The following is a 17931-nucleotide window of genomic DNA, read 5'->3' as shown; positions in this document are numbered from 1 at the left end:
CTCACGGGTGGTCCGGCTTGTCCGAGTACGAGTGGAGGCTCCGGGAGGAGGTCGTGGAGCCGGGCGCCTGCGCGCAGTGCGGCACGTGCGCCGCCGTGTGCCCGCAGGGCAAGATCGAGATGACGGAGGACGGGCCCGAGCTCCGGGAGGAGTGCGCCCGGAGGGGTGAGGGCAACTGTCGCGTCGTCTGCCCCCGGACGAGTACCGGGGCCTACCATCTGGGCCTGCGCACGGCGGGCTCCAGGTACGAGCCGCTGCTGGGCGGGTACCGGCGGGCCGTGGGCGCGGTGGCGGCCGACGAGGAGCTGCGCGGGCTGGGTCAGGACGGTGGAGCCGTGGTGGCGCTGGCCCGGTACGCGCTGGAGGAGGGCGTGGTCGACGCCGTGGTGGGGGTCACGGCGGGCTCGGCGTGGAAGCCCTCGGTGACGATCGTGGAGGAACCGGGGCGCGTCCGCGAGCTCGCCGGCTCCAAGTTCTCCCGGGTTAGCCTGGTGGAGGCGCTGGCGGAGGCGGCCGAGCGGGGTCTGGAGCGGGTGCTGGCCGTCGGGCTGCCGTGCCAGGTGAACGGGCTGGCCAAGCTGCGCCACTTCGAGGTCGTGAGCAAAGGGGCCCGGGCGCTGCGGGACGTGGAGGGGTCGCCGGCGGACGCGCTGCCGGAGATCGTGGCCGTGATCGGCCTGTTCTGCACGGAGAACTTCGAGTACGAGGGGCTGCGCTCGTTCCTGCGGGAGCGGGACGTCGACATCGGGGAGGTGGAGCGGTTCGACGTGGAGGCGGGCGAGCTGGTCGTCAGGCTGCCCGACGGGGAGCGACGGTTCGACGTGAAGGAGCTCCGGGATGCCGTGCCGGACGGGTGCCGGGTGTGTCACGACTTCGCGGCGCGGCTGGCGGACGTGTCGGCGGGTTCCGTCGGCACGCCGGACGGGGTCACGACGCTGTTGATTCGGAGTGAGAGGGGCGAGGAGCTGGTGGAGGGGGCTGTGGAGTCCGGGTACCTGCGGCTTCGGGGGTCCGTGGAGGAGGGCGAGGTGCGCCGGCTGGCGCGGTGGAAGCGGGATCGGGCGTTGCGGGAGGTTCGGAGGAGGCTGAAGGAGGGTAAGGAGGTCCCGGCCTTCTGGGTCGGTGATTACGGTGGGATCGTGGCCCGGGCGGACGGTACGTTCGCGCTGCGGGTGAAGGTGGGTCCGGGCGGCTGGGTGGACGACGCCGGGGTGTTCCGGACCATCGCCGGGCTGATCGAGGAGGGGTACCGGGTGAAGTTCACGGATCGGCAGCAGCTGGAGATCCACGGCGTTCCGGCGGTGGAGGTGCCGCGGGTGGTGGATCGGCTCCGGGAGGCGGGGCTCTCTACGGGTTCCGAGGGCCCGTTGGTGCGCACGATCCTGGCCTGTCCGGGCGAGGGGAACTGCGCGTCGGGGCGGCTGAACACGGAGGAGCTGGCGAGGAGGCTGGAGGAGGAGCTGGCGGAGGAGCCGACCCCGTACAAGTTCAAGATCGCGCTCTCGGGCTGCACCAACGGTTGCGTGCGGCCGCAGCACAACGACCTGGGCTTCGCGGGCGCGGCGAGGCCGGGGGTGGACCCGGAGAAGTGCACGGGCTGCGGGCAGTGCGCGGACGTGTGCAAGGTGGACGCGATCCGGATCGTGACGGTGGACGGCAGCGAGGTGGGGTGCTCGGAGACGGACTACAAGCGGTGCGTGTACTGCGGTAAGTGCATTGACGCGTGCCCGGAGGAGGCCCGGTACGCCGAGGAGGAGGGCGTGATCGTGTGGCTGGGAGGGAAGGGCGGCCGGGAGCCGGTGGAGGGCGTTCGCGTGGAGGCGTTTCTGGACCCGGAGGACGTGCCGCGGGTGGCGAGGGAGATCGTGCGCCGGTACCGGGAGCTCGCGGAGGAGCCGCAGAAGGAGCGGCTGGCGGACACGATCCGAAGGTGCGGGGTGGGGCCGTTCCTGGAGGTCATCGAGGGGGTTAAGGGTCAGCGGTAGAGCTCGGCGCGAACGCCCAGCTTCCTCAGCTTCTTGAGGAGGCGGCCCGCCTCGCTCTCGTCCCCCTCCAGCCGGAGCCGGGTCCCGCCGTCCCCGGCGTCCGCGCTCACGACGCGGAGGTTTCGACCCAGGGCTTCGACCACCCTCGCCACCTCCTCCGGGTTCAGGTCGGTCTTGACCCGGAGCTCCAGCTCGTTCCCCTCGAAGCGGGCCAGGAGCTTGGGCCGGTTCGGGAGGACCTTCACCCGGTCCCGGGGTACCTCCTCGCCGTCCACGCGCACCGTGGTGCGGGTGACCCGGACGCGCCCTTCCCGGGCCCGTCGGGAGCGGATGTCGATCACGAGGGCCTCTCCGCACCGTTCGGCGGTCTCGAGCTCGTCCACCAGGTAGGAGAGCAGCTTGTCGGTTCTCAGCTGGCAGCCCTCGAGGTCCTGGTGTCGGGCGAGGGCTCGCTGTCCCCGGCGCAGGAGGTCGGTCAGTCGGGCGTGGTCGTCGGCGAGTTCGTGGATCCGGTGGAGGGCGTGGAGGACCCGCTCGCGGGCCCACTCGGCGTACGGATTGAACGATTGGATCTCCGCGTACAGTCGCGGGTCCTGGCCCATCACGCGACCGATGACGTCGATGAACAGGCGGTACACGGGGCTGGCGAGCTCGTCGGGGTCCAGCTCCAGCTCGGGGAGTAGGTCGCCGATGGCGAGGCCGGCGCCCAGGAGGACGAAGTGTGTGAGGCACTGAACGAGGGCCATCGCCCGGTCGTGCTCCTCCGGGGTGCAGACGACCACGTTGGCCCCCTTGCGCTCGAGGTAGCGGCGCACGCGGCGCGTCCAGGGGCCGCTGCGCTCGGTGGGGGTGAGGATGACCGTCTGGCCGCGTAGGCTCGGGACGGTCGGTCCGAAGAGGGGGTGGGTGCCCAGGACGTGCGTCCCCTCGCGGGCGTGCTCCAGCATGGCGCGCACGGGCCGGACCTTGACGGAGGTCACGTCGGTGAGCAGGGCGCCCTCGGGGACGTGGGGCCCGACCTCCTCGATGACGCGCTCCGTCACGGAGATGGGAACGGAGACGATCACGACGTCCGCGTCGCGAACCGCGGTCACGTTGTCGGGCGCGGCCTCCACGCCCAGCTCGCGGGCGGCCCGTCGGGCTCGGTCCGGGGAGGAGCCGGTGATGACGATCTCGTGCCCGTCCCGGGCGAGTTCGCGGGCCAGGAAGCGTCCCATGGCGCCCGTGCCGCCGAGGATGGCCACCCTCAATGCGCGGTGCCCCGCAGTAGGTGCGCGTGCTCGCGGAGGAATCGGGTGATGCGGGCGACCTTGCGCTCCTCCTCCCGCACGCCCTTGACCGCCTCGCGGTACACGTCGTCGGTGAGTGGGACGGGGCGGCTGAGCGTCGTGAACGCCGTCAGCTGGAGCTGCAGGGCGCGGTCCCCGGCCAGGGTCTCCATCCGCTTTCCGGGTCGCAGGACGGGGATCTCTTCCTCCGGGAGCTCGGTGACGAGTCGGCCCAGCTCCGTGCCCGGGATGGGCTCGGCCACGTTGATGAACGCGTCGTCGAACGCGAGCTCGGCGAGCAGTTCCTCCGTCGCCTCCACGTCCTCCTCCCGCTCGCCCGGGTACCCGACGATGAGGGAGGCGGCGACGCGGACGCCCACCCGGCGGGCGAGCCACACGGCCTCTCGGACGTCGTCGGTCGTGATCCCCTTCTTCATGCGTCGGAGCATCCGGTCGCTGCCGCTCTCCACGCCCAGGAAGATCCACCCGATCGTGTGGTCCCGGATGGCCTCGAGCACGCGCTCGTTCAGGAGGTCGGCCCGGACGTCGGGGGCGGAGAGGTTCTGGCGGCCCACGAGGTCGCTCAGCGCGGCGAGCAGGCGGGCGAAGTCCTCCTCGTCGTCCCCGTACATGTTGACCGTGCCGCCGGAGATCGCGAACCGGCGGGCGCCCGCCCGCATCAGCGCGCGGACCTCCTCCAGGATCGCGTCAAGGGGCTTCCAGCGCACCTCCCGGCCGAAGAAGCGCGGCACCTGGCAGAACGTGCAGGCGCCGGCGCACCCGCGGTGCGTCTCGATGTACACGTTCGCCCCACGGATGTCCTGTCGGTCCAGTCCCCGGGGGACCTTGAGGGGCCTCGGCTCCTCGAGGTCGGCGGGGGGCGGCCACCCCGTGTCCACCAGGTCCCCATCGTGCTTCAGCGCGATCCCCTCCACCTCCTCGGGGTCCCCTCCCTCCCGGAGCGCGTCCAGCAGGGGCGGAAGGACGGTCTCCGCCTCCCCTTTGGCCACGATCACGCCTGAGAGGCGCTCCAGCACGAGCTCGGGGACCTGGCTGACGGGGCCGCCGACGATCACCCTGCGACCCGCGTCGATGGCCTTGCGCACCGCCTCGATCACGTCCTTTCGGAGAAGGTGGTGGGTGGAGTGGAGGGAGAAGATGACGAGGTCCGAGGTTCGGAGCGCCTTGGGGTCCGGGGTGCGGCGGAGCCGGACGCGGGCCCCCCACCGCTCGCAGACGCCGCCGACCACCATGGCCCCGTACGTGTAGTAGTCCGGGGAGACGACCAGGATCCGGAGGGTCATCGGCGGTCGGTCACCTCCCGCACGTACACGGTCTTGCCCATGTCGGACTGGTCGAGCTCCGCCAGCCGCTCCAGTCCCCGGACGACCCGACCGATGAGGTTGGTCCCCTCGAAGGTCTCCCCGGTGGGTCCGTACTCGCGGCTCTCCTCCAGTCGGACCCCGATCAGCCCCGCGTGGGGCTTCACCTGGTTGGTCACGCCCAGGTCGCCGGGCTTGACCACCTCCTCTGGGGTGTTCTCCGGGGGCAGTCCCTTGCCCTCCTTCTCGTCCCCCTCGAAGACCACCATGCCGAGGTCGGCGTAGGCGAAGTGGACCTTGAGCTTGCCGACCGGTCGGTCCAGCATGCCGGCCACGCGCCGGAAGTACTCGACGGACTTCGGCGCCCGGTCCTCGTAGAGCTCGACGTCGATGACCTCCTCGCTCGGGACGACCCTGACCTTGGCCCGGCCCTCCTCGAGGACGCGCAGGGTTTCGCGGGGCTCCTGCTCGACCACCACGTCCCCCTCGCCCTCGATCTCGAGCTCGAACCCGTGCTCTTCCGCCAGCTCCCGTGCCTCCTCGAGGGTCAGCCCGACCAAGTTCACGCGCTCCGGGATCGTCTCCACGAGGATTCGATCGCCCTCCGTGGCGACGTCGATCAGCTCGAGGCCGCGCTTAACGCGCCCCACGACGTTGTGGCTCTCCACGGGCACCCGGTCGCGGCGGTAGAAGTAGACGGTGCCCTCGTTCCTCCCCTCGTGGCGGACGGTGACCACGCCGCGGTCTCGGGGCCCGATCTCCTCGCGCGAGAGCTCGTAGAACGGTCGGGTTTTGACGGCCGTGAAGGTGTCCGTCTTCATCTTGACCTCGAGCCGGCCGTCGTTGGCGTCGAGCGTGGCCAGGAGCAGCTCGGCGCTGTCGGGGGAGCGCTCGGAGAGCTCTACGACGACGCGGGTGAACAGGTGGTCGTCCTCCTCCAGGCGCGTGTTCGGGGTGGCCTTGGAGAGGACCTGCCGGGTCACGCGCTCCACGACCGGCTCGAGGTCCTCAACCTCCTCGCCACCCTGGAGGCGGTCGAGGAGCTCCCGGCCCGCGGTCACGCGGCCGCGTAGGTCGGTGCAAACGTACTCGACCGCCATCCGGCGCCGGGTGAGGAGCAGGTACGCCTCGGTGGGATCGTTCGTGGGCAGCACGACGATGGCCGTGTAGGGGGGTAGCTCGAGCCCGCGGCGGGTTCGGTAGTCAATGTCGGACACGTCGATGGGGCCGAGGGCGACCTCGTCCCGAGTGGTCCACGTCACCCGGGTCCCGGGGAGCTGCTCGCACGCGGTTCGGAACCGGTCGTCCTCGACGGCGAGCGTGATGGTGCCGATCTCCCGGATCGTGACCCGGATTCGGTCCGTCTCGCGCTCCGTCTCCTCCTCGCCCTTGAACAGGGCGATGACGACGTCGTCGGGCACCTCCACCCCGGCCTCCTCGAGCGCGTCCCGGACGGTGGCCCCCTCCGGGACCTCGACCGGTTCCCCGTCCACGAACACGCGCAAGCTACCGCACCCCGATGATCTCCTCGCTCCTCAGGTCGAACACGCGCGCCTCTCGCTCGCCGTCCGTGATGCGGACGATCCCGTCGTCCGTGATCTCGCCGATCACGCGGGCGGTCAGCCCGGAGCCCGAGAGTTCTCGCCCGATCCTTCGGGCCTCCCGTTCCCCATCCACCGCGTACACGAACCCCATCCCCGGGTACATTTTCAGCCAGGTGGGGAGGTCCACTCCCTCGGGCCGGGGAACGTCCGGCAGGTGGACCTCGGCCCCCAGGCCCCCGCTCGCCTCCAGCATCATCGCGAGCGTACCCACGAGGCCGGGGTTGCTCACGTCCTTCCCGGCTTTAACGTGCCTGGAGGCCCGATGGACGGCCCTCATTTGGCGGCGGAGCTCCTCCTCGTCCTTGCCCGTCGTAGTGTCCCAGTTGAGGGGGAACTCCGGGTACGGGCGGCCGTCGAGGTCGATCGCGAAGACGATCAGGTCCCCGGGCTCCGCGGTGGAGCTCAGAACGAGGTGGTCCTCGTCCGTGAACCCCAGGATGGCCGCGTCGACCGCGGTGTAGGGGGTGTCCGGGTGCGTGTGACCGCCCAGCACCGGGGTGGAGAACTTCCGGGCGGCCTCGCGCATCCCGCGCAGGATCTCCCGGCACTCGTCCGGGTCGGAGGTGGAGAGGACGTTCACGACACCCACCGGGAGCCCTCCCATGGCCAGCACGTCGTTCACGTTGACCAGGACCGAGCAGTACCCGGCCCACCACGGATCCCGCTCAATCAGCCGGCCCCAGATCCCGTCGGCGGCCAGGAGCGCGATCCGGTCACCGACGTCCACGGCGGCCGCGTCCTCCCCCGCGTCGGCGATCACCTCCCCCTCCAGGGGACCCACGGCCTCCGAGAGCAAACCCCTTAGCACGGTTCGGATGGGGCGCTTCCGCGTTACCCCCTCGAAGGACCGTAGCTCTCGGGCCAACCGCTCCAGGTCCACGTTATCACCCGCCGATGAGGAGAAGTCGCGGGTCGGACTCAGCGTGAAGAGCCCAGCTCACGCCGAGGCGACCACACGACCCGCCTCAGCTCCCCGGCTCCCCGAAGGAGGCTAATTAGGTCCTCGACCCAGGCCTCCGGCCGCCTCGGCCCGTCCAGGCTCAGTCGGGGCCCGTCGCGGAACACCCGCTCCCTTAGCAGCTCACCGGCGCGATCGTCGCGACGGCACACGAGCAGGCACAGCAGGTTCTCGGCCCGATTCAGGGCCTCGAGGGTGTCATCCACCACCCACCCGTCCGGGTCCAAGTCCACGACCCCCACCACCCAGCTGCCCAGGCGATCCCCCAGCTCGGCGCACACCGCCGTCGTGTCGTCCCCGATCGACACCACCGCGTCGGCCCGACGGATCTCCCCCACCCGGCGCTCCGCGTCGTGATCCACCAGCACCACCCGGGCGATCCGATCCGGGGGAGGGACCACCCGACGCCGATCCGACTCCAGCCGGCGGAGGCGACGGTCCGTTTTCACGATCGCGCGGGCGGGGTCCACCCGGCCCAGGCGCCTCACCCCCTCGGGCTTCAGCCGACCGCCCTCGATGTCCACCAGCCGCCCGCGGTCGTCGAAGACCAGGACCACCTCGCTCGACTCGGACACCCCGACCGTGACCCCGTTGACGAGGATTCGGTCCCCGGGCTCCACGCACGAGATCCGGCGACGGTGGGAGGACCCGGAGTGCTCGGGAGTCTCGCGGGTCCCGACGACCGGCAGGTCCAGCTCGTCGCGCAGGTGGCGGGCGACCCGGCGTTCCGGCTCGCCGGGGCTCCACAGGACGAGGCCGCCGTCCGGCTCCCCGGGCCGCTCCACCTGGACCAGCGAGTTCACCCTCTTGGCGCGGGCCAGCACCCCCTCGGCGAACGCCAGCCCGCTCTCCCGGCTCTTCCCGTGGTTGGCCAGGATGAGGGCGTCCGCCCATTCGTGAAGCTCGTCCAGGCACTCGCTGGGCAGCTTGCGGTCGAACTCGACTCGGTCCTGGAGGCCGGCGTCCAGCAGGGCCACGTACCCGGTGGTGCCGCCGAGCTTGGCCCGGACCTCACCCAGTCGTTCGAGGGCGTCCAGGAGGCGCTCGGCCCACCCGGTGTCGATGATGGTGGGCCCGTGGAGGACGAGCCCGACCCGGATCCGGGGTCGCCCCCTTCGTTACGTGTTTCGAAACGATAGGCGGTTGGGGGAGGGAGGGGCTACCGGGTCACGAGCTCGCGCCCGATGACGACCACCTCGATGGTCTGGTTGAAGTGTCCAACGGGCCCCGTCTCCAGATGGCCGTGCTCGCCGTACGTCTTGAACCCCACGATCGGGACCTCGTCCCCCACGACCTCGCGGATCGCGTCGTACTGCTCCTCGCAGTCGCGGTGCGCGCAGTCGAAGACGAGGACCAGGGCCACCTCCTCGGGGTCGTCGATGCCGGCCCGGTACATCGCGCGCTCGGTGACCTCCCGCGCCGTCTCCGCCATCCCCTCGCGGGTGGGCTTGAGCCGGATGAGCGCGCCCGAGGCGGGCGGTCGCGAGTGGAACCTCATGGAGCCGTCCTCCTCGGCCATGGCGGGCTCCCGGACGATGATCTGGCCGCCGAAGATCTCCCAGCCGAGCGGGTTCCACATGAATACCTCATCGTCCAGCCGCTCGACCGGGACGCCCACCGCGTCGGCGTAGTACTCGGCGGCGGGCTCCCCGTTGAACTCGAAGATGCGGCGCTCCTCCGGCCTCGCGTCCGTGATCGGGAACCGGTCCTCCCGCACGGGCTCGAACCCGCAGTCAAGGCAGCCCCCGAACTTGAGCGACGTGACCCCGAACGCCACCACGGCCGAGTTCTCCGGGCACAGCCTCCCGTCCTCGAGCGTGTAGGTGCGCTCGAGCCGCAGGTCGTCGCCCGCGGCCCCGCCATACACCTCGAGCAGGTGGAGCCGGTGGACGACCTCACCGATCCCGTCCATGTAGTAATCGATCGAGGGGAAGAGCCCGTCGACGAGCTCGATCATGAAGTAGGGAAGCGCGCGGGCGGGTCGGCCCGCCATCAGGCTGCGGAGCAGCGCGTTGAAGGTGATGTCCAGGCACGGGCCCGGGTTGCGCAGCTTCTCGATCGCCTCCATGACGAAGCGGCGGCCCACCTCGCGGGCGCGCTTCGGGTCCTCGCTGTCGAAGGTGATCCGGTGCGTCTCGAGGACCATGTAGGGGCTCCGGATGAGCGCGACCACCACCTCACCCTGCGTGTAGCCGTCCGGGGTGAGCTCGCCCGCGGTGGAACAGCCCAGGCTGCGGCACCCGTCGGGGAGCTGCTCGAGCGCCGCCTCGATCTCGTCCGCGTGTCGGGGGGAGAAGAAGACCAGGGCCAGGTTCGGGTCCTCGGAGAGCTGGTCCAGCGCGTCCTCGATCGCGGCGTGCGGGTCCTTCCCGTGGCTGACGCCGACTTCGATCGTCGTTCCCCCGAGCACGGAGGTTCCCCATGATAAACCGGTAAGTTACGTGGGAGGGTTAATAACGGCGTCACCGGGTGTCCGCGTTTAGCGTTCGTGGATTCGGGGTGGTGGGACTTGGAGATGGGGCGCCTGGTGTACGAGGGGAAGGCGAAGAGTCTCTACGAGCACCCGGAGGAGGACGACCTGCTGGTGATGGAGTTCCGAGACGACATCACGGCCTTTGACATGGAGAAGGTGGATCGGGTGGAGGGGAAGGGCGTCTGCAACTGCCTGATCTCGGCCCGGCTGTTCGAGGTGTTGGAGGATGAGGGGGTGCCGACGCACTACGTGGAGCTGGTGGATGAGCGGCGGATGGTCGTGGAGCGGTTGGACATGTTCAAGCTGGAGGTAATCTGCCGGAACATCGCGACGGGGAGTCTCGTGAAGCGCCTGCCGTTCGAGGAGGGGGAGGAGCTGGACCCGCCGATCGTGGAGTTCGACTACAAGAGCGACGAGTACGGTGATCCGATGGTGAACATGGATCATATCCGAGCGCTGGGGCTGGCGTCCGAAGATGAGGTCGAGCGGATGCGGGAGCTGACGTTGAGGGTAAACGAGGTGCTGTCGGAGTTCCTGGAGGATAGGGGGATCATTCTGGTCGATTTCAAGCTGGAGTTCGGGGTGAACCCGGACGGGGAGATCGTCGTGGGGGATGAGATCAGCCCGGACACGTGCCGGTTCTGGGACGCGGAGACGCGGGAGAGCCTGGACAAGGACATCTTCCGGGAGGATAAGGGGGACGTCCTGGCGGGGTACCTGGAGGCGGCGAGGCGCATCCTGGAGGGGGACGAGGAGAAGCTCGCGATGCTGCCGGGGTGAGGGGATTGGTCACGGTCGAGGTGCGGGTGAGTCTGAAGCCGAAGGCGCTGGATCCGGAGGGGGAGACGGTGAAGCGGGCGTTGCGCCGGTTGGGGTACGAGGAGGTCAGCGACGTGCGGACGGCGAAGGTCTACCGGATCGAGCTGGACGTGGACGACGAGGACGAGGCCGTGGAGCTGGTGGACGAGATGTGCCGGAGGCTGCTGGCGAACCCGGTGGTGGAGGACTACGAGATCGAGGTGGTGGAGTGACCCCTCGGCGTACTTGGGACTCGTCACCCGCTCGGCCCCGTGGGTCGTCGTCATCGGGGGTCTTCGGTTGGTCCGCGTTGCGGTCCTTCGGTTCCCGGGTACCAACTGCGACCTCGAGATGGCCTGGGCCGTGGAGCGGGCGGGCGCGGAGGCGGAGTTCGTGTGGCACGAGGACGGGGGGCTGGCCGAGTACGACGCGGTCATCATCCCGGGCGGGTTCACCTACGGGGACTACGTGCGGGCCGGGGCCATCGCCGCCCGGTCCCCGATCATGGAGGAGGTGCGGGAGTTCGCGGAGGAGGGGCGCCCGGTGCTGGGCGTGTGCAACGGGATGCAGATCCTGGCGGAGGCGGGGTTGATCCCCGGCACGCTGACGGTCAACCGTGGTAACCGGTTCATCTGCGACTGGGTGCACCTCCGGGTGGAGCGCGCGGACACGCCGTTCACGGGTAGGTACCGGGAGGGTGAGGTGCTTCGGATCCCGATCGCGCACGCGGAGGGGCGGTACTACGTGGAGGATCCGGACCAGGTGGAGGACCGGGTCGTGTTCCGGTTCTGCGGGCCGGACGGCGAGGTTGACGACCGGTACAATCCGAACGGCTCGGTTCGGGGCATCACCGGGGTGGTCAACCGTGAGGGCAACGTCCTGGGGATGATGCCGCACCCGGAGCGGGCCGCGCACCGGTTGCAGGGGTCCGAGGACGGGCTTCGCCTGTTTCAGTCGTTGGTGGAGTGGTGCCGCGGGTAGTCGAGGTCGGCGAGCCAGCGGAGGAGCCACCCGGACGCCCACTCCACGTACTCGCGCACCTGCTCCCGGTCCCACGGGTCGACTCGGGCGGCCGAGCGCACGAGCCGGCGCCGCGCGGCGGAGACCTCCTCGTCGTCCACCCGGGGTTCCGGAACCCGGGTCTCCCGTCCCAGCCTCCTTAGCGCCAGGTTCACCGGGGCGGCGATGAGCGCGTTCTCCAGGTCCAGGAGCGGGTCCCCCGTTCGCCGCCACTCGGACCCCTCTCGGCAGGCCAGCTCGATTCTGTCCTCACCCACCTCCGGGAGCCGGCGCAGGACCAGCTCCTCCGCCCCCACCTCCAGGGGCAGAAGGATCGAGCGCGCGGCGCCGGCCGGGGCCCGGAGCCCGCTCGGGAACAGGCCCATTCGGTGCTGGAGGATGTGGGCGAACTCGTGCGCCAGGCCGGCCCGCAGGAACCGTCGAGAATCGTAGGCGGGGCCCACGATCACGTGGTACTCCAGCTCGTCAACGCGGACGGCCAGGGCGCCCGCGTTGCCGAGGAGCGAGTGGAGCACCTCCTCCGCCACGTGATCGCTGACCCGGCGCGCCAGCCACCGGGCGTACTCCTCCGGCTCCTCTACCGTGCCCAGGCCCAGCTCCTCGACGCCGACGGTCTCTCGGAGGAAGGGCGTCAGGTCCCTCAGGGCGGAGAGCACCCGACGCTCCATCGACCTTGGAAACAGGACCGTCACGCGCACCTCTTCCTCCGTCAAGGCTCCGCCAGCACCTTGCGGGCCATTTTGGACAGCCTCATCTGGTGGCCCCAGGCTCCCTCCGCCTTCCCCTCCCGCGTCCACCGGCCCAGCACCCGCCGGATCTCCGGGTCCAGCGGGGCGGGTTCCGCGTCCTCCAGGGGCGTTCCCGGCAGCGGCATGAAGTAGTGCAGGCGCACCTCGCCGCCCCGTCGGATGATCCACTCCGCCAGCCGCACGGACTTCCACTGGTCCTCCCTCGTCTCCCCCGGTAGGCCGAAGATGAAGTCGACGACCGGCGTGAGGCCCTGCTCCAGGCACGCGTCCACGGCCCGCCGCACGTCCTCCACCGTGTGTCCTCGGGCGATCCGGCGGAGCACGCGCTCGCTGCCGGACTGCGCCCCCATGTTCACCCGCTCGTTGTCCGCGTAGTGGGCGATGAGCTCGGCCCCGTCGGCGCGGACCAGCGAGTCCGGCCGCACCTCGGCCGGGAAGCTGCCGAAGTAAACCCGCTCGAGCCCGTCCACGGACCGGAGCTCGCGGAGCAGCCGCTCCACCTTCTCCGGCCGCAGCCGGCGGCCGTCGGGCGAGCCGTAGGCCAGGGCGTCCGGGGCGACGAAGCGGGCGAACGCGTGCCCGCGCTCGACCCCCCGGCGGACCCACCGGACGACGTCCTCCACGGGTCGGTGCCGCGGTCGTCGGCCGAAGAGCCGGCTGACCTGGCAGAACGCGCAGCCCCAGGGGCATCCTCGGGTGATCTCGATGGGGCAGAAGAGGCGGAACTCCTCGGAGTACGGCGGGTACCGCTCCAGCCGCTCGACGCGGGGCGCGGGCTCGGGCCTCCCCTCCCCACGGTACACGCCCGGGTGCTCCTCCGGCATTCGGCCCCGGGCGAGCTCCCGCAGGACCTCCGGGACCACCCGCTCCCCCTCGCCGATCAGGACGAGGTCGAACCCGCGCTCCAGGCACTGGTCGGGGCGCGCCGAGGGGTGGGGGCCGCCGGCGACCGTGATCACGTCCTCCGGGAGCCGCTCCACCAGCTCGAACACCTCGGCGGCCATGAAGGTGTTGAACGAGCAGACGAGCACGTCGCCTTCGCGCGGCCTCGGGCGCCTGGAGACCCGGACGTGGGGGAGCAGTTCCGGTGCCTCCACCTCGATCGCGCCGAGCACGTGGGCGAGGCTGTACCGGTTCTTGGAGTGCAGGAGGAACCACACGGTCCTCAAGGCCAGTCGGGACCCCCGGGAAAGGCCTCGAGCCAGGCCTCCCCGTCCTCCACGCGGACCCGGGCGTCGACGAACGGGTCGTCGATGACGTAGCGCAGCAGGGTGGCCCCGAAGGCGGTGAGCTCCAGCCGGAGGAACTCACCGTCCGCGAGCACGCCGAAGATCCCTCGGGCGTTCACGGCCGGTCGGTACGCGCCGTCCGGGGCGCCCGCCGAGCCGATGCGGACGCTGCGTCGCGGTCTCCCGGGGTCGAGTCGGTAGCGCTCGCGGGCCCGGTCGGCGGCCTCCCGGTAGGAGTCCGCGCGGCGGAAGAGGCGGTCGGCGGTCCTGGCGGGCACGCCGGCGGCGGAGAGTCGGGCGACGAACCAGTCGCGCTCGTACATGCGGTGGGGGCTCTGACCTGGGGGTACGAGACCCTGGGTGACCCACTCCAGGGCGGTTCGGGCGAGTTCCTCGGAGGTGACGCGGCACTCCAGGTTGGCGAGGGCGAGTCGGGTGAGCACGGAGCCGTACCCGGCGCGCCTGAGGGCGCCCCAGAGCTGCCGCTCGTCGCGGAAGGGGCGGCCGCGGAGGAGCTCCCGGGCGGCCAGGGTGTTCACGTGCGCGACGCTACAAATGCGATCCGGGCCCGCCGCGTTGGCGGTGCGGACGAGTCGCTCCCTCCGGGCGATGGGGGGACGCTCCCGGGACAGGTAACGTTTCAGCCTTCTGAACGTTTCGTCCGGGAGGTGACGGCGGAGCCCGTTCAGGGCGTCGGGCGAGTAGTCGGCGCGGCGGAGGGCGGCCCGGATCCGGCGGCCCGAGTGCCCGGGCAGCTCCGGCACGATCCTGAGCTCCACGTCCGTGCCCAGTCGCCGGTTGACCAGCTCCACGGCGGCCAGCCACCGGACGAGGTTCCTCGCGGGCACGGTCTTGGGGATGGAGAAGAGGTCGCCCCGCTTGAGGACCCGCTCGGCGTGGCGTCGGACCTCCTCCAGGTCCCGTCGGGGACCGGCGTCCAGGATGACGTCCACGCCGGCCTCGGCCATGGTGGCGACGCGTACGGGGACCGTGTAGGCCAGGGGGAAGCGCTGGTGGTACCCGCGCACCGGTCGCACGTCGTCGGCGCCGAGCTCGAGGACGATCTCGGCGCGGAGCTCGTATGGTAGGAGGGGTGGGGTGTGGTGGGCGGTGTAGTCCGCGTTGAGGAAGACGATAACTTCCTCCCCGAGCTCGGCGGCGCGTTCGAGGAGGTACGCGTGTCCGCGGTGGGGAGGGTCGAAGTCCGCGGCGATGCCTACGACGGTCAATCGCGCACCCTCCGGACCTCCTCGATCCACATGAGGGGGTACTCCAGCTCCTCCACGTACTCCAGGCGGGCCACGGCCTCCCAGTCCCCGCATCGGGTGACGAGCCGGACGCGGAGGTTGCGCCCGGAGACCTCGGTGTATCCGCCGTAGTTCTCGGTGTCCCGCTCGCTCACGTCGATGTCGACGCTGACCCGCTCGACGCAGGGTTGCAGCTCGGCGGCGCGCTCGATGCAGCGGGCCACGTCCCTCGCGGTCTCGGGGGAGACGGGCGTACCGGAGAATTGATGATAAATGGCGCCCAGGGTAATTCCGGCCTCAAAGATGGCCCGCTCCCGGTCGGTGAGGGTCTTAAAGTGCCTCAAGCGGGGGTCCCCCGGTTGAAGCTGTCGTTTGAGGAGCTGGAGGAGGAGTCGGAGGAGAAGGGGGAGGAGTTCGCCGAGATCATCTACCGGAAGGGTTGGGACTCGCTGGAGGAGCTGATTGAAACGCTGGAGAGCCTGGGGATGGAGGGCGTGGACATCGAGGTGGAGAAGGAGGGGGACGAGGTGCGGGAGATCGTGGTGAGGGTGGACGAGACGGTGACCTCGGACTTTTACGAGGAGAACCCGGACGTGGAGGTGGAGGATCCGGCGTGCCGGTTCGAGGCGGCGCTCTTCCGGAAGCTGGCGGAGCTGTACTACGACGTGGAGATGGAGGTGGAGGAGGAGCGGTGCCGGTTGTCCGGGGATGACCACTGCGAGTTCCGGATCCGGCCTAGGTCCTAGATGGACACGCCCAGCTCCCGGGCCGCGATCCTCACGTCCTTGTCCCCGCGGCCGGAGAGGTTGACGACCACGACGTCACCCCGGTCCAGCTCGCCCCGGTCCACCAGCTTCTTCACGTAGTACACCGCGTGCGCGGACTCGAGCGCGGGTAGGATACCCTCCGTCTCGTTGAGCATTACGAAGCCTTTGAGCGCCTCCTCGTCCGTGACCGCGTCCGCAACGACGCGACCTTCGTCGACTAGGAACGCCAGCTCGGGGCCGACGCCCGGGTAGTCGAGCCCCGGGGCGATGCTGTGGGTGGTTCGGATCTGGCCGTGCTCGTCCTGCAGGACCTTGGTGCGGCACCCGTGGAGGACCCCGGTCTCGCCCGCGCACAGGGAGGCCGCGTGCTCGCCCGTGTCCAGTCCCTTGCCCGCGGCCTCGACCGCGTACAGGGCGACCTCCTCGTCGTCCAGGAACTCGTAGAAGATCCCGATCGAGTTGCTGCCCCCGCCCGTACAGGCCACGATCGCGTCGGGGAGTCCTCCCTCGGCGCGCTGGATTTGCTCCTTGGTCTCCCGGCCGATCACGCGCTGGAACTCGCGGACCATCCAGGGGTACGGGTGCGGTCCCACGACGGAGCCGAGGAGGTAATGCGTGGTCTCCAGGTTCGTGATCCAGTCGCGGAGCGCCTCGTTGATCGCGTCCTTGAGCGTCTGAGTCCCGGCCTTGACCGGGTGGACCTTGGCCCCCATGAGCTCCATCCGGAACACGTTGTGCTTCTGGCGCTCCACGTCCACCGCGCCCATGTAGATCTCGACCTTCTTGCCCAGGGCCGCGCCCGCCATGGCCGTGGCGAGCCCGTGCTGGCCCGCGCCCGTCTCGGCGATGAGCCGGTCCTTACCCATCCGGTCGGCCAGGAGGGCCTGGCCCAGCGTGTTGTTGAGCTTGTGCGCGCCCCCGTGCACGAGGTCCTCCCGCTTGAGGTACACCTTCACGCCGAGCCGCCGAGAGAGGTTCCGGGCGTGGTACAGCGGGGTGGGGCGGCCCGCGTACTTGCGCCACAGCTCCTCGAGCTCCTCCCAGAAGCCGGGGTCCTCGCGCGCTTCCTTGAACGCGTCCTCCAGCTCCTCGAGCGCGGGCATCAGGGTCTCCGGCACGAAGCGGCCGCCGTACTCGCCGAAGTAGCCGTCCTCGTCCGGGTACCGGTCGACGTAGCCCAACCGGGGAGCCCCCTCACAGGGAGCTGACGATCTCCTCGAACCGCTCCTCGCAGACGTTTTCGGTGATGACCTTGCAGACCTCCTCGAAGATGCGGGCGCCCGCGTCGAGGTCCTCGGGGGCGAAGATGGAGGAGGCGACGATGGTGATCCCGGATCCGTAGCGCTCGGACAGCCGGACGGCCCGCTCCGCGCACGCGCGGATCAGGGAGCGTCGCACGACCGTGCCGAAGGTGACTGCGGGCGCCCCGTGCGTGCGGGCCACGTCGTACAGGGTGCCCCCCGTGGCGGTGACGAAGAGGAAGACCCGGTCGGAGAGGTCGACCACGTCCTTGATTCGAGGGCCCGCGTTGGGCACGATCTCGGCGATCTCGGCCCCCTCTTCCTCCACGCCCTGCCGGGCCATCCGAGCGTTCTCCTCGCCGCCGTCCACCACCAGCACCACCTCCGCGTCGTGCTCCACGGCGAGGCGGCCCGCCTCCCGACCCCGCTCCACCGGGTCCACGCCCTTCGGCGCGTCCGCGAACGGGTACTTGGAGGCCCGCTTCCTCACCAGGACCTCGTAGGCGCGGTCGGGGGCGGCCCCGAGCACCTCGATGGCGCCGCCCCGAAGGGCGACCTCCGCGGCGGAGGAGGTGTTGACCACGTCCACCACGACCACCACGTCGCCGTTGAGCGCGGCCTCCGCGGCCCCGCTCGCCCCAATGGTCATTTTGACCGAGGGCATGGACGAACCCCGGGGTGGTCGGGAGTGCGGGCCCCCACCCTGCTGAAGGTGACCGCCGTCCTCGGGTTCCTGATCGGGGCGGCCGCCGGGTTCATCAGCGTTTCACCCGCGAAGGAGGAGGTACTGAAGGAGCGGGAGAAGAGCAAGGTGACCCTGCCCCCGGAGCTGAAGCACCGGAAGCCCCACCCGGTCTCGCCCTCGCACATCGCGGAGCGGGTGAAGGTGAAGGACGTGGGCGTGTCCGGGAGCGAGTCCGGGGGCGGGGGATCGCAGTCGGGCGGCCCGGGCCCGTCGTCAGGTGGAGGAGGCCCCGGGTCCGGGGCTAGCTCCGGACCCGGCTGAGGGCCCGCTCCCGCACGAACTCGGCGACCTCCATCGTCCGCTTGTCCCCGCCCAGGTCCGGGGTCACGCACCGCTCCCGGATGGCATCACCGACGGCCTCCCAGACGGCCTCCGCCGCCTCCTTCTCCCCGAGCCACTCGAGCATCATGGCGGCGGAGAGGATGGCGGCGAGGGGGTTGGCGATGCCCTTGCCGGCGATGTCGGGGGCGGACCCGTGCACGGGCTCGAACAGCGCGTGCTCGTCCCCCACGTTCGCGCTCGGCG

The 17931-nt window shown here is 70.7% G+C and carries 19 protein-coding genes; 6 read left to right on the top strand and 13 right to left on the bottom strand.

The annotated features are described in order from the left end of the window. The first annotated feature begins 17 nt into the window (after positions 1-17). Complete coding sequence (locus ACXJJV_RS05280; RefSeq protein WP_456467134.1) at positions 18-1985, top strand: Coenzyme F420 hydrogenase/dehydrogenase, beta subunit C-terminal domain; 1968 nt, start codon at positions 18-20, stop codon at positions 1983-1985. Here the strand turns inward: ACXJJV_RS05280 and ACXJJV_RS05275 are convergent. The 6 genes from ACXJJV_RS05275 to ACXJJV_RS05250 are packed head-to-tail and all read right to left on the bottom strand — an operon-like array spanning position 1976 to position 9547. Next, complete coding sequence (locus ACXJJV_RS05275; RefSeq protein ID WP_456467226.1) at positions 1976-3229, bottom strand: prephenate dehydrogenase; 1254 nt, start codon at positions 3227-3229, stop codon at positions 1976-1978. The genes ACXJJV_RS05280 and ACXJJV_RS05275 overlap by 10 nt on opposite strands. Positions 3230-3231: 2 nt before the next feature. Then, positions 3232-4557 (bottom strand): methyl-coenzyme M reductase glutamine C-methyltransferase, encoded by a 1326-nt coding sequence (locus tag ACXJJV_RS05270; RefSeq protein ID WP_456467133.1) that lies wholly within the window; start codon positions 4555-4557, stop codon positions 3232-3234. Continuing rightward, entirely contained in the window at positions 4554-6074 is a 1521-nt protein-coding gene (gene mmp3 / locus ACXJJV_RS05265; protein ID WP_456467225.1) for a methyl-coenzyme M reductase-associated protein Mmp3, read from the bottom strand. The genes ACXJJV_RS05270 and mmp3 overlap by 4 nt, the downstream gene beginning before the upstream one ends. A 7-nt stretch (positions 6075-6081) precedes the next feature. Further along, positions 6082-7059 (bottom strand): methanogenesis marker 2 protein, encoded by a 978-nt coding sequence (locus ACXJJV_RS05260; RefSeq protein ID WP_456467132.1) that lies wholly within the window; start codon positions 7057-7059, stop codon positions 6082-6084. A gap of 38 nt (positions 7060-7097) precedes the next feature. Continuing rightward, a complete protein-coding gene (locus ACXJJV_RS05255) occupies positions 7098-8237 on the bottom strand; it encodes a DUF2117 domain-containing protein (RefSeq protein ID WP_456467224.1) in 1140 nt (379 codons plus the stop codon). Positions 8238-8296: 59 nt separating this feature from the next. Further along, positions 8297-9547, bottom strand: a complete 1251-nt coding sequence (locus tag ACXJJV_RS05250) for an FIST signal transduction protein (RefSeq protein WP_456467131.1) — start codon at positions 9545-9547, stop codon at positions 8297-8299. A 105-nt stretch (positions 9548-9652) separates the two neighbouring features. On the opposite strand from ACXJJV_RS05250, the gene purC reads away from it, so the two are divergent. From purC to purQ, 3 genes are all read left to right on the top strand, one after another. Continuing rightward, positions 9653-10390: a phosphoribosylaminoimidazolesuccinocarboxamide synthase gene (gene purC, locus ACXJJV_RS05245; RefSeq protein WP_456467223.1), complete on the top strand. Its 738-nt coding sequence runs from the start codon at positions 9653-9655 to the stop codon at positions 10388-10390. Beyond that, positions 10387-10641, top strand: coding sequence for a phosphoribosylformylglycinamidine synthase subunit PurS (gene purS, locus ACXJJV_RS05240; protein ID WP_456467130.1), 255 nt, complete (start codon positions 10387-10389; stop codon positions 10639-10641). Before purC ends, purS begins: the two co-directional genes overlap by 4 nt. 67 nt (positions 10642-10708) lie before the next feature. After that, on the top strand, positions 10709-11389 hold the full coding sequence (purQ, locus tag ACXJJV_RS05235) for a phosphoribosylformylglycinamidine synthase I (protein WP_456467129.1): 681 nt from the start codon (positions 10709-10711) through the stop codon (positions 11387-11389). Here the strand turns inward: purQ and ACXJJV_RS05230 are convergent. The 4 genes from ACXJJV_RS05230 to ACXJJV_RS05215 are packed head-to-tail and all read right to left on the bottom strand — an operon-like array spanning position 11359 to position 14997. Beyond that, positions 11359-12141, bottom strand: a complete 783-nt coding sequence (locus ACXJJV_RS05230) for a hypothetical protein (protein ID WP_456467128.1) — start codon at positions 12139-12141, stop codon at positions 11359-11361. The genes purQ and ACXJJV_RS05230 overlap by 31 nt on opposite strands. Then, complete coding sequence (locus tag ACXJJV_RS05225) at positions 12138-13337, bottom strand: TIGR04013 family B12-binding domain/radical SAM domain-containing protein (protein ID WP_456467222.1); 1200 nt, start codon at positions 13335-13337, stop codon at positions 12138-12140. The genes ACXJJV_RS05230 and ACXJJV_RS05225 overlap by 4 nt, the downstream gene beginning before the upstream one ends. A 5-nt stretch (positions 13338-13342) precedes the next feature. Further along, on the bottom strand, positions 13343-14635 hold the full coding sequence (locus ACXJJV_RS05220; protein WP_456467127.1) for an adenylyltransferase/cytidyltransferase family protein: 1293 nt from the start codon (positions 14633-14635) through the stop codon (positions 13343-13345). Next, positions 14632-14997: a dihydroneopterin aldolase family protein gene (locus ACXJJV_RS05215; RefSeq protein ID WP_456467126.1), complete on the bottom strand. Its 366-nt coding sequence runs from the start codon at positions 14995-14997 to the stop codon at positions 14632-14634. The genes ACXJJV_RS05220 and ACXJJV_RS05215 overlap by 4 nt, the downstream gene beginning before the upstream one ends. Positions 14998-15012: 15 nt before the next feature. On the opposite strand from ACXJJV_RS05215, the gene ACXJJV_RS05210 reads away from it, so the two are divergent. After that, the gene (locus ACXJJV_RS05210; RefSeq protein WP_456467125.1) at positions 15013-15399 is read left to right on the top strand and encodes a V4R domain-containing protein; all 387 of its coding nucleotides are present in this window, start codon (positions 15013-15015) and stop codon (positions 15397-15399) included. On the opposite strand, the gene trpB is transcribed toward ACXJJV_RS05210, so the two are convergent. Together trpB and ACXJJV_RS05200 are read right to left on the bottom strand one after the other, a co-directional pair. Further along, positions 15396-16601: a tryptophan synthase subunit beta gene (trpB, locus tag ACXJJV_RS05205; RefSeq protein ID WP_456467124.1), complete on the bottom strand. Its 1206-nt coding sequence runs from the start codon at positions 16599-16601 to the stop codon at positions 15396-15398. The genes ACXJJV_RS05210 and trpB overlap by 4 nt on opposite strands. Positions 16602-16614: 13 nt before the next feature. Then, a complete protein-coding gene (locus tag ACXJJV_RS05200; protein WP_456467123.1) occupies positions 16615-17325 on the bottom strand; it encodes a hypothetical protein in 711 nt (236 codons plus the stop codon). A gap of 24 nt (positions 17326-17349) precedes the next feature. Between ACXJJV_RS05200 and ACXJJV_RS05195 the strand changes: the two genes are divergently transcribed. Continuing rightward, the gene (locus ACXJJV_RS05195) at positions 17350-17667 is read left to right on the top strand and encodes a hypothetical protein (RefSeq protein ID WP_456467122.1); all 318 of its coding nucleotides are present in this window, start codon (positions 17350-17352) and stop codon (positions 17665-17667) included. Here the strand turns inward: ACXJJV_RS05195 and ACXJJV_RS05190 are convergent. Next, the coding region (locus tag ACXJJV_RS05190; RefSeq protein WP_456467121.1) for an isocitrate/isopropylmalate family dehydrogenase at positions 17648-17931 on the bottom strand (284 nt) is incomplete at its 5' end. The two genes, ACXJJV_RS05195 and ACXJJV_RS05190, sit on opposite strands and share 20 nt — an antisense overlap.

This window comes from Methanopyrus sp., assembly GCF_053997775.1.
The sequence above is the reverse complement of the archived record's forward strand: the minus strand, read 5'-3'. Positions and strand labels throughout refer to the sequence as shown.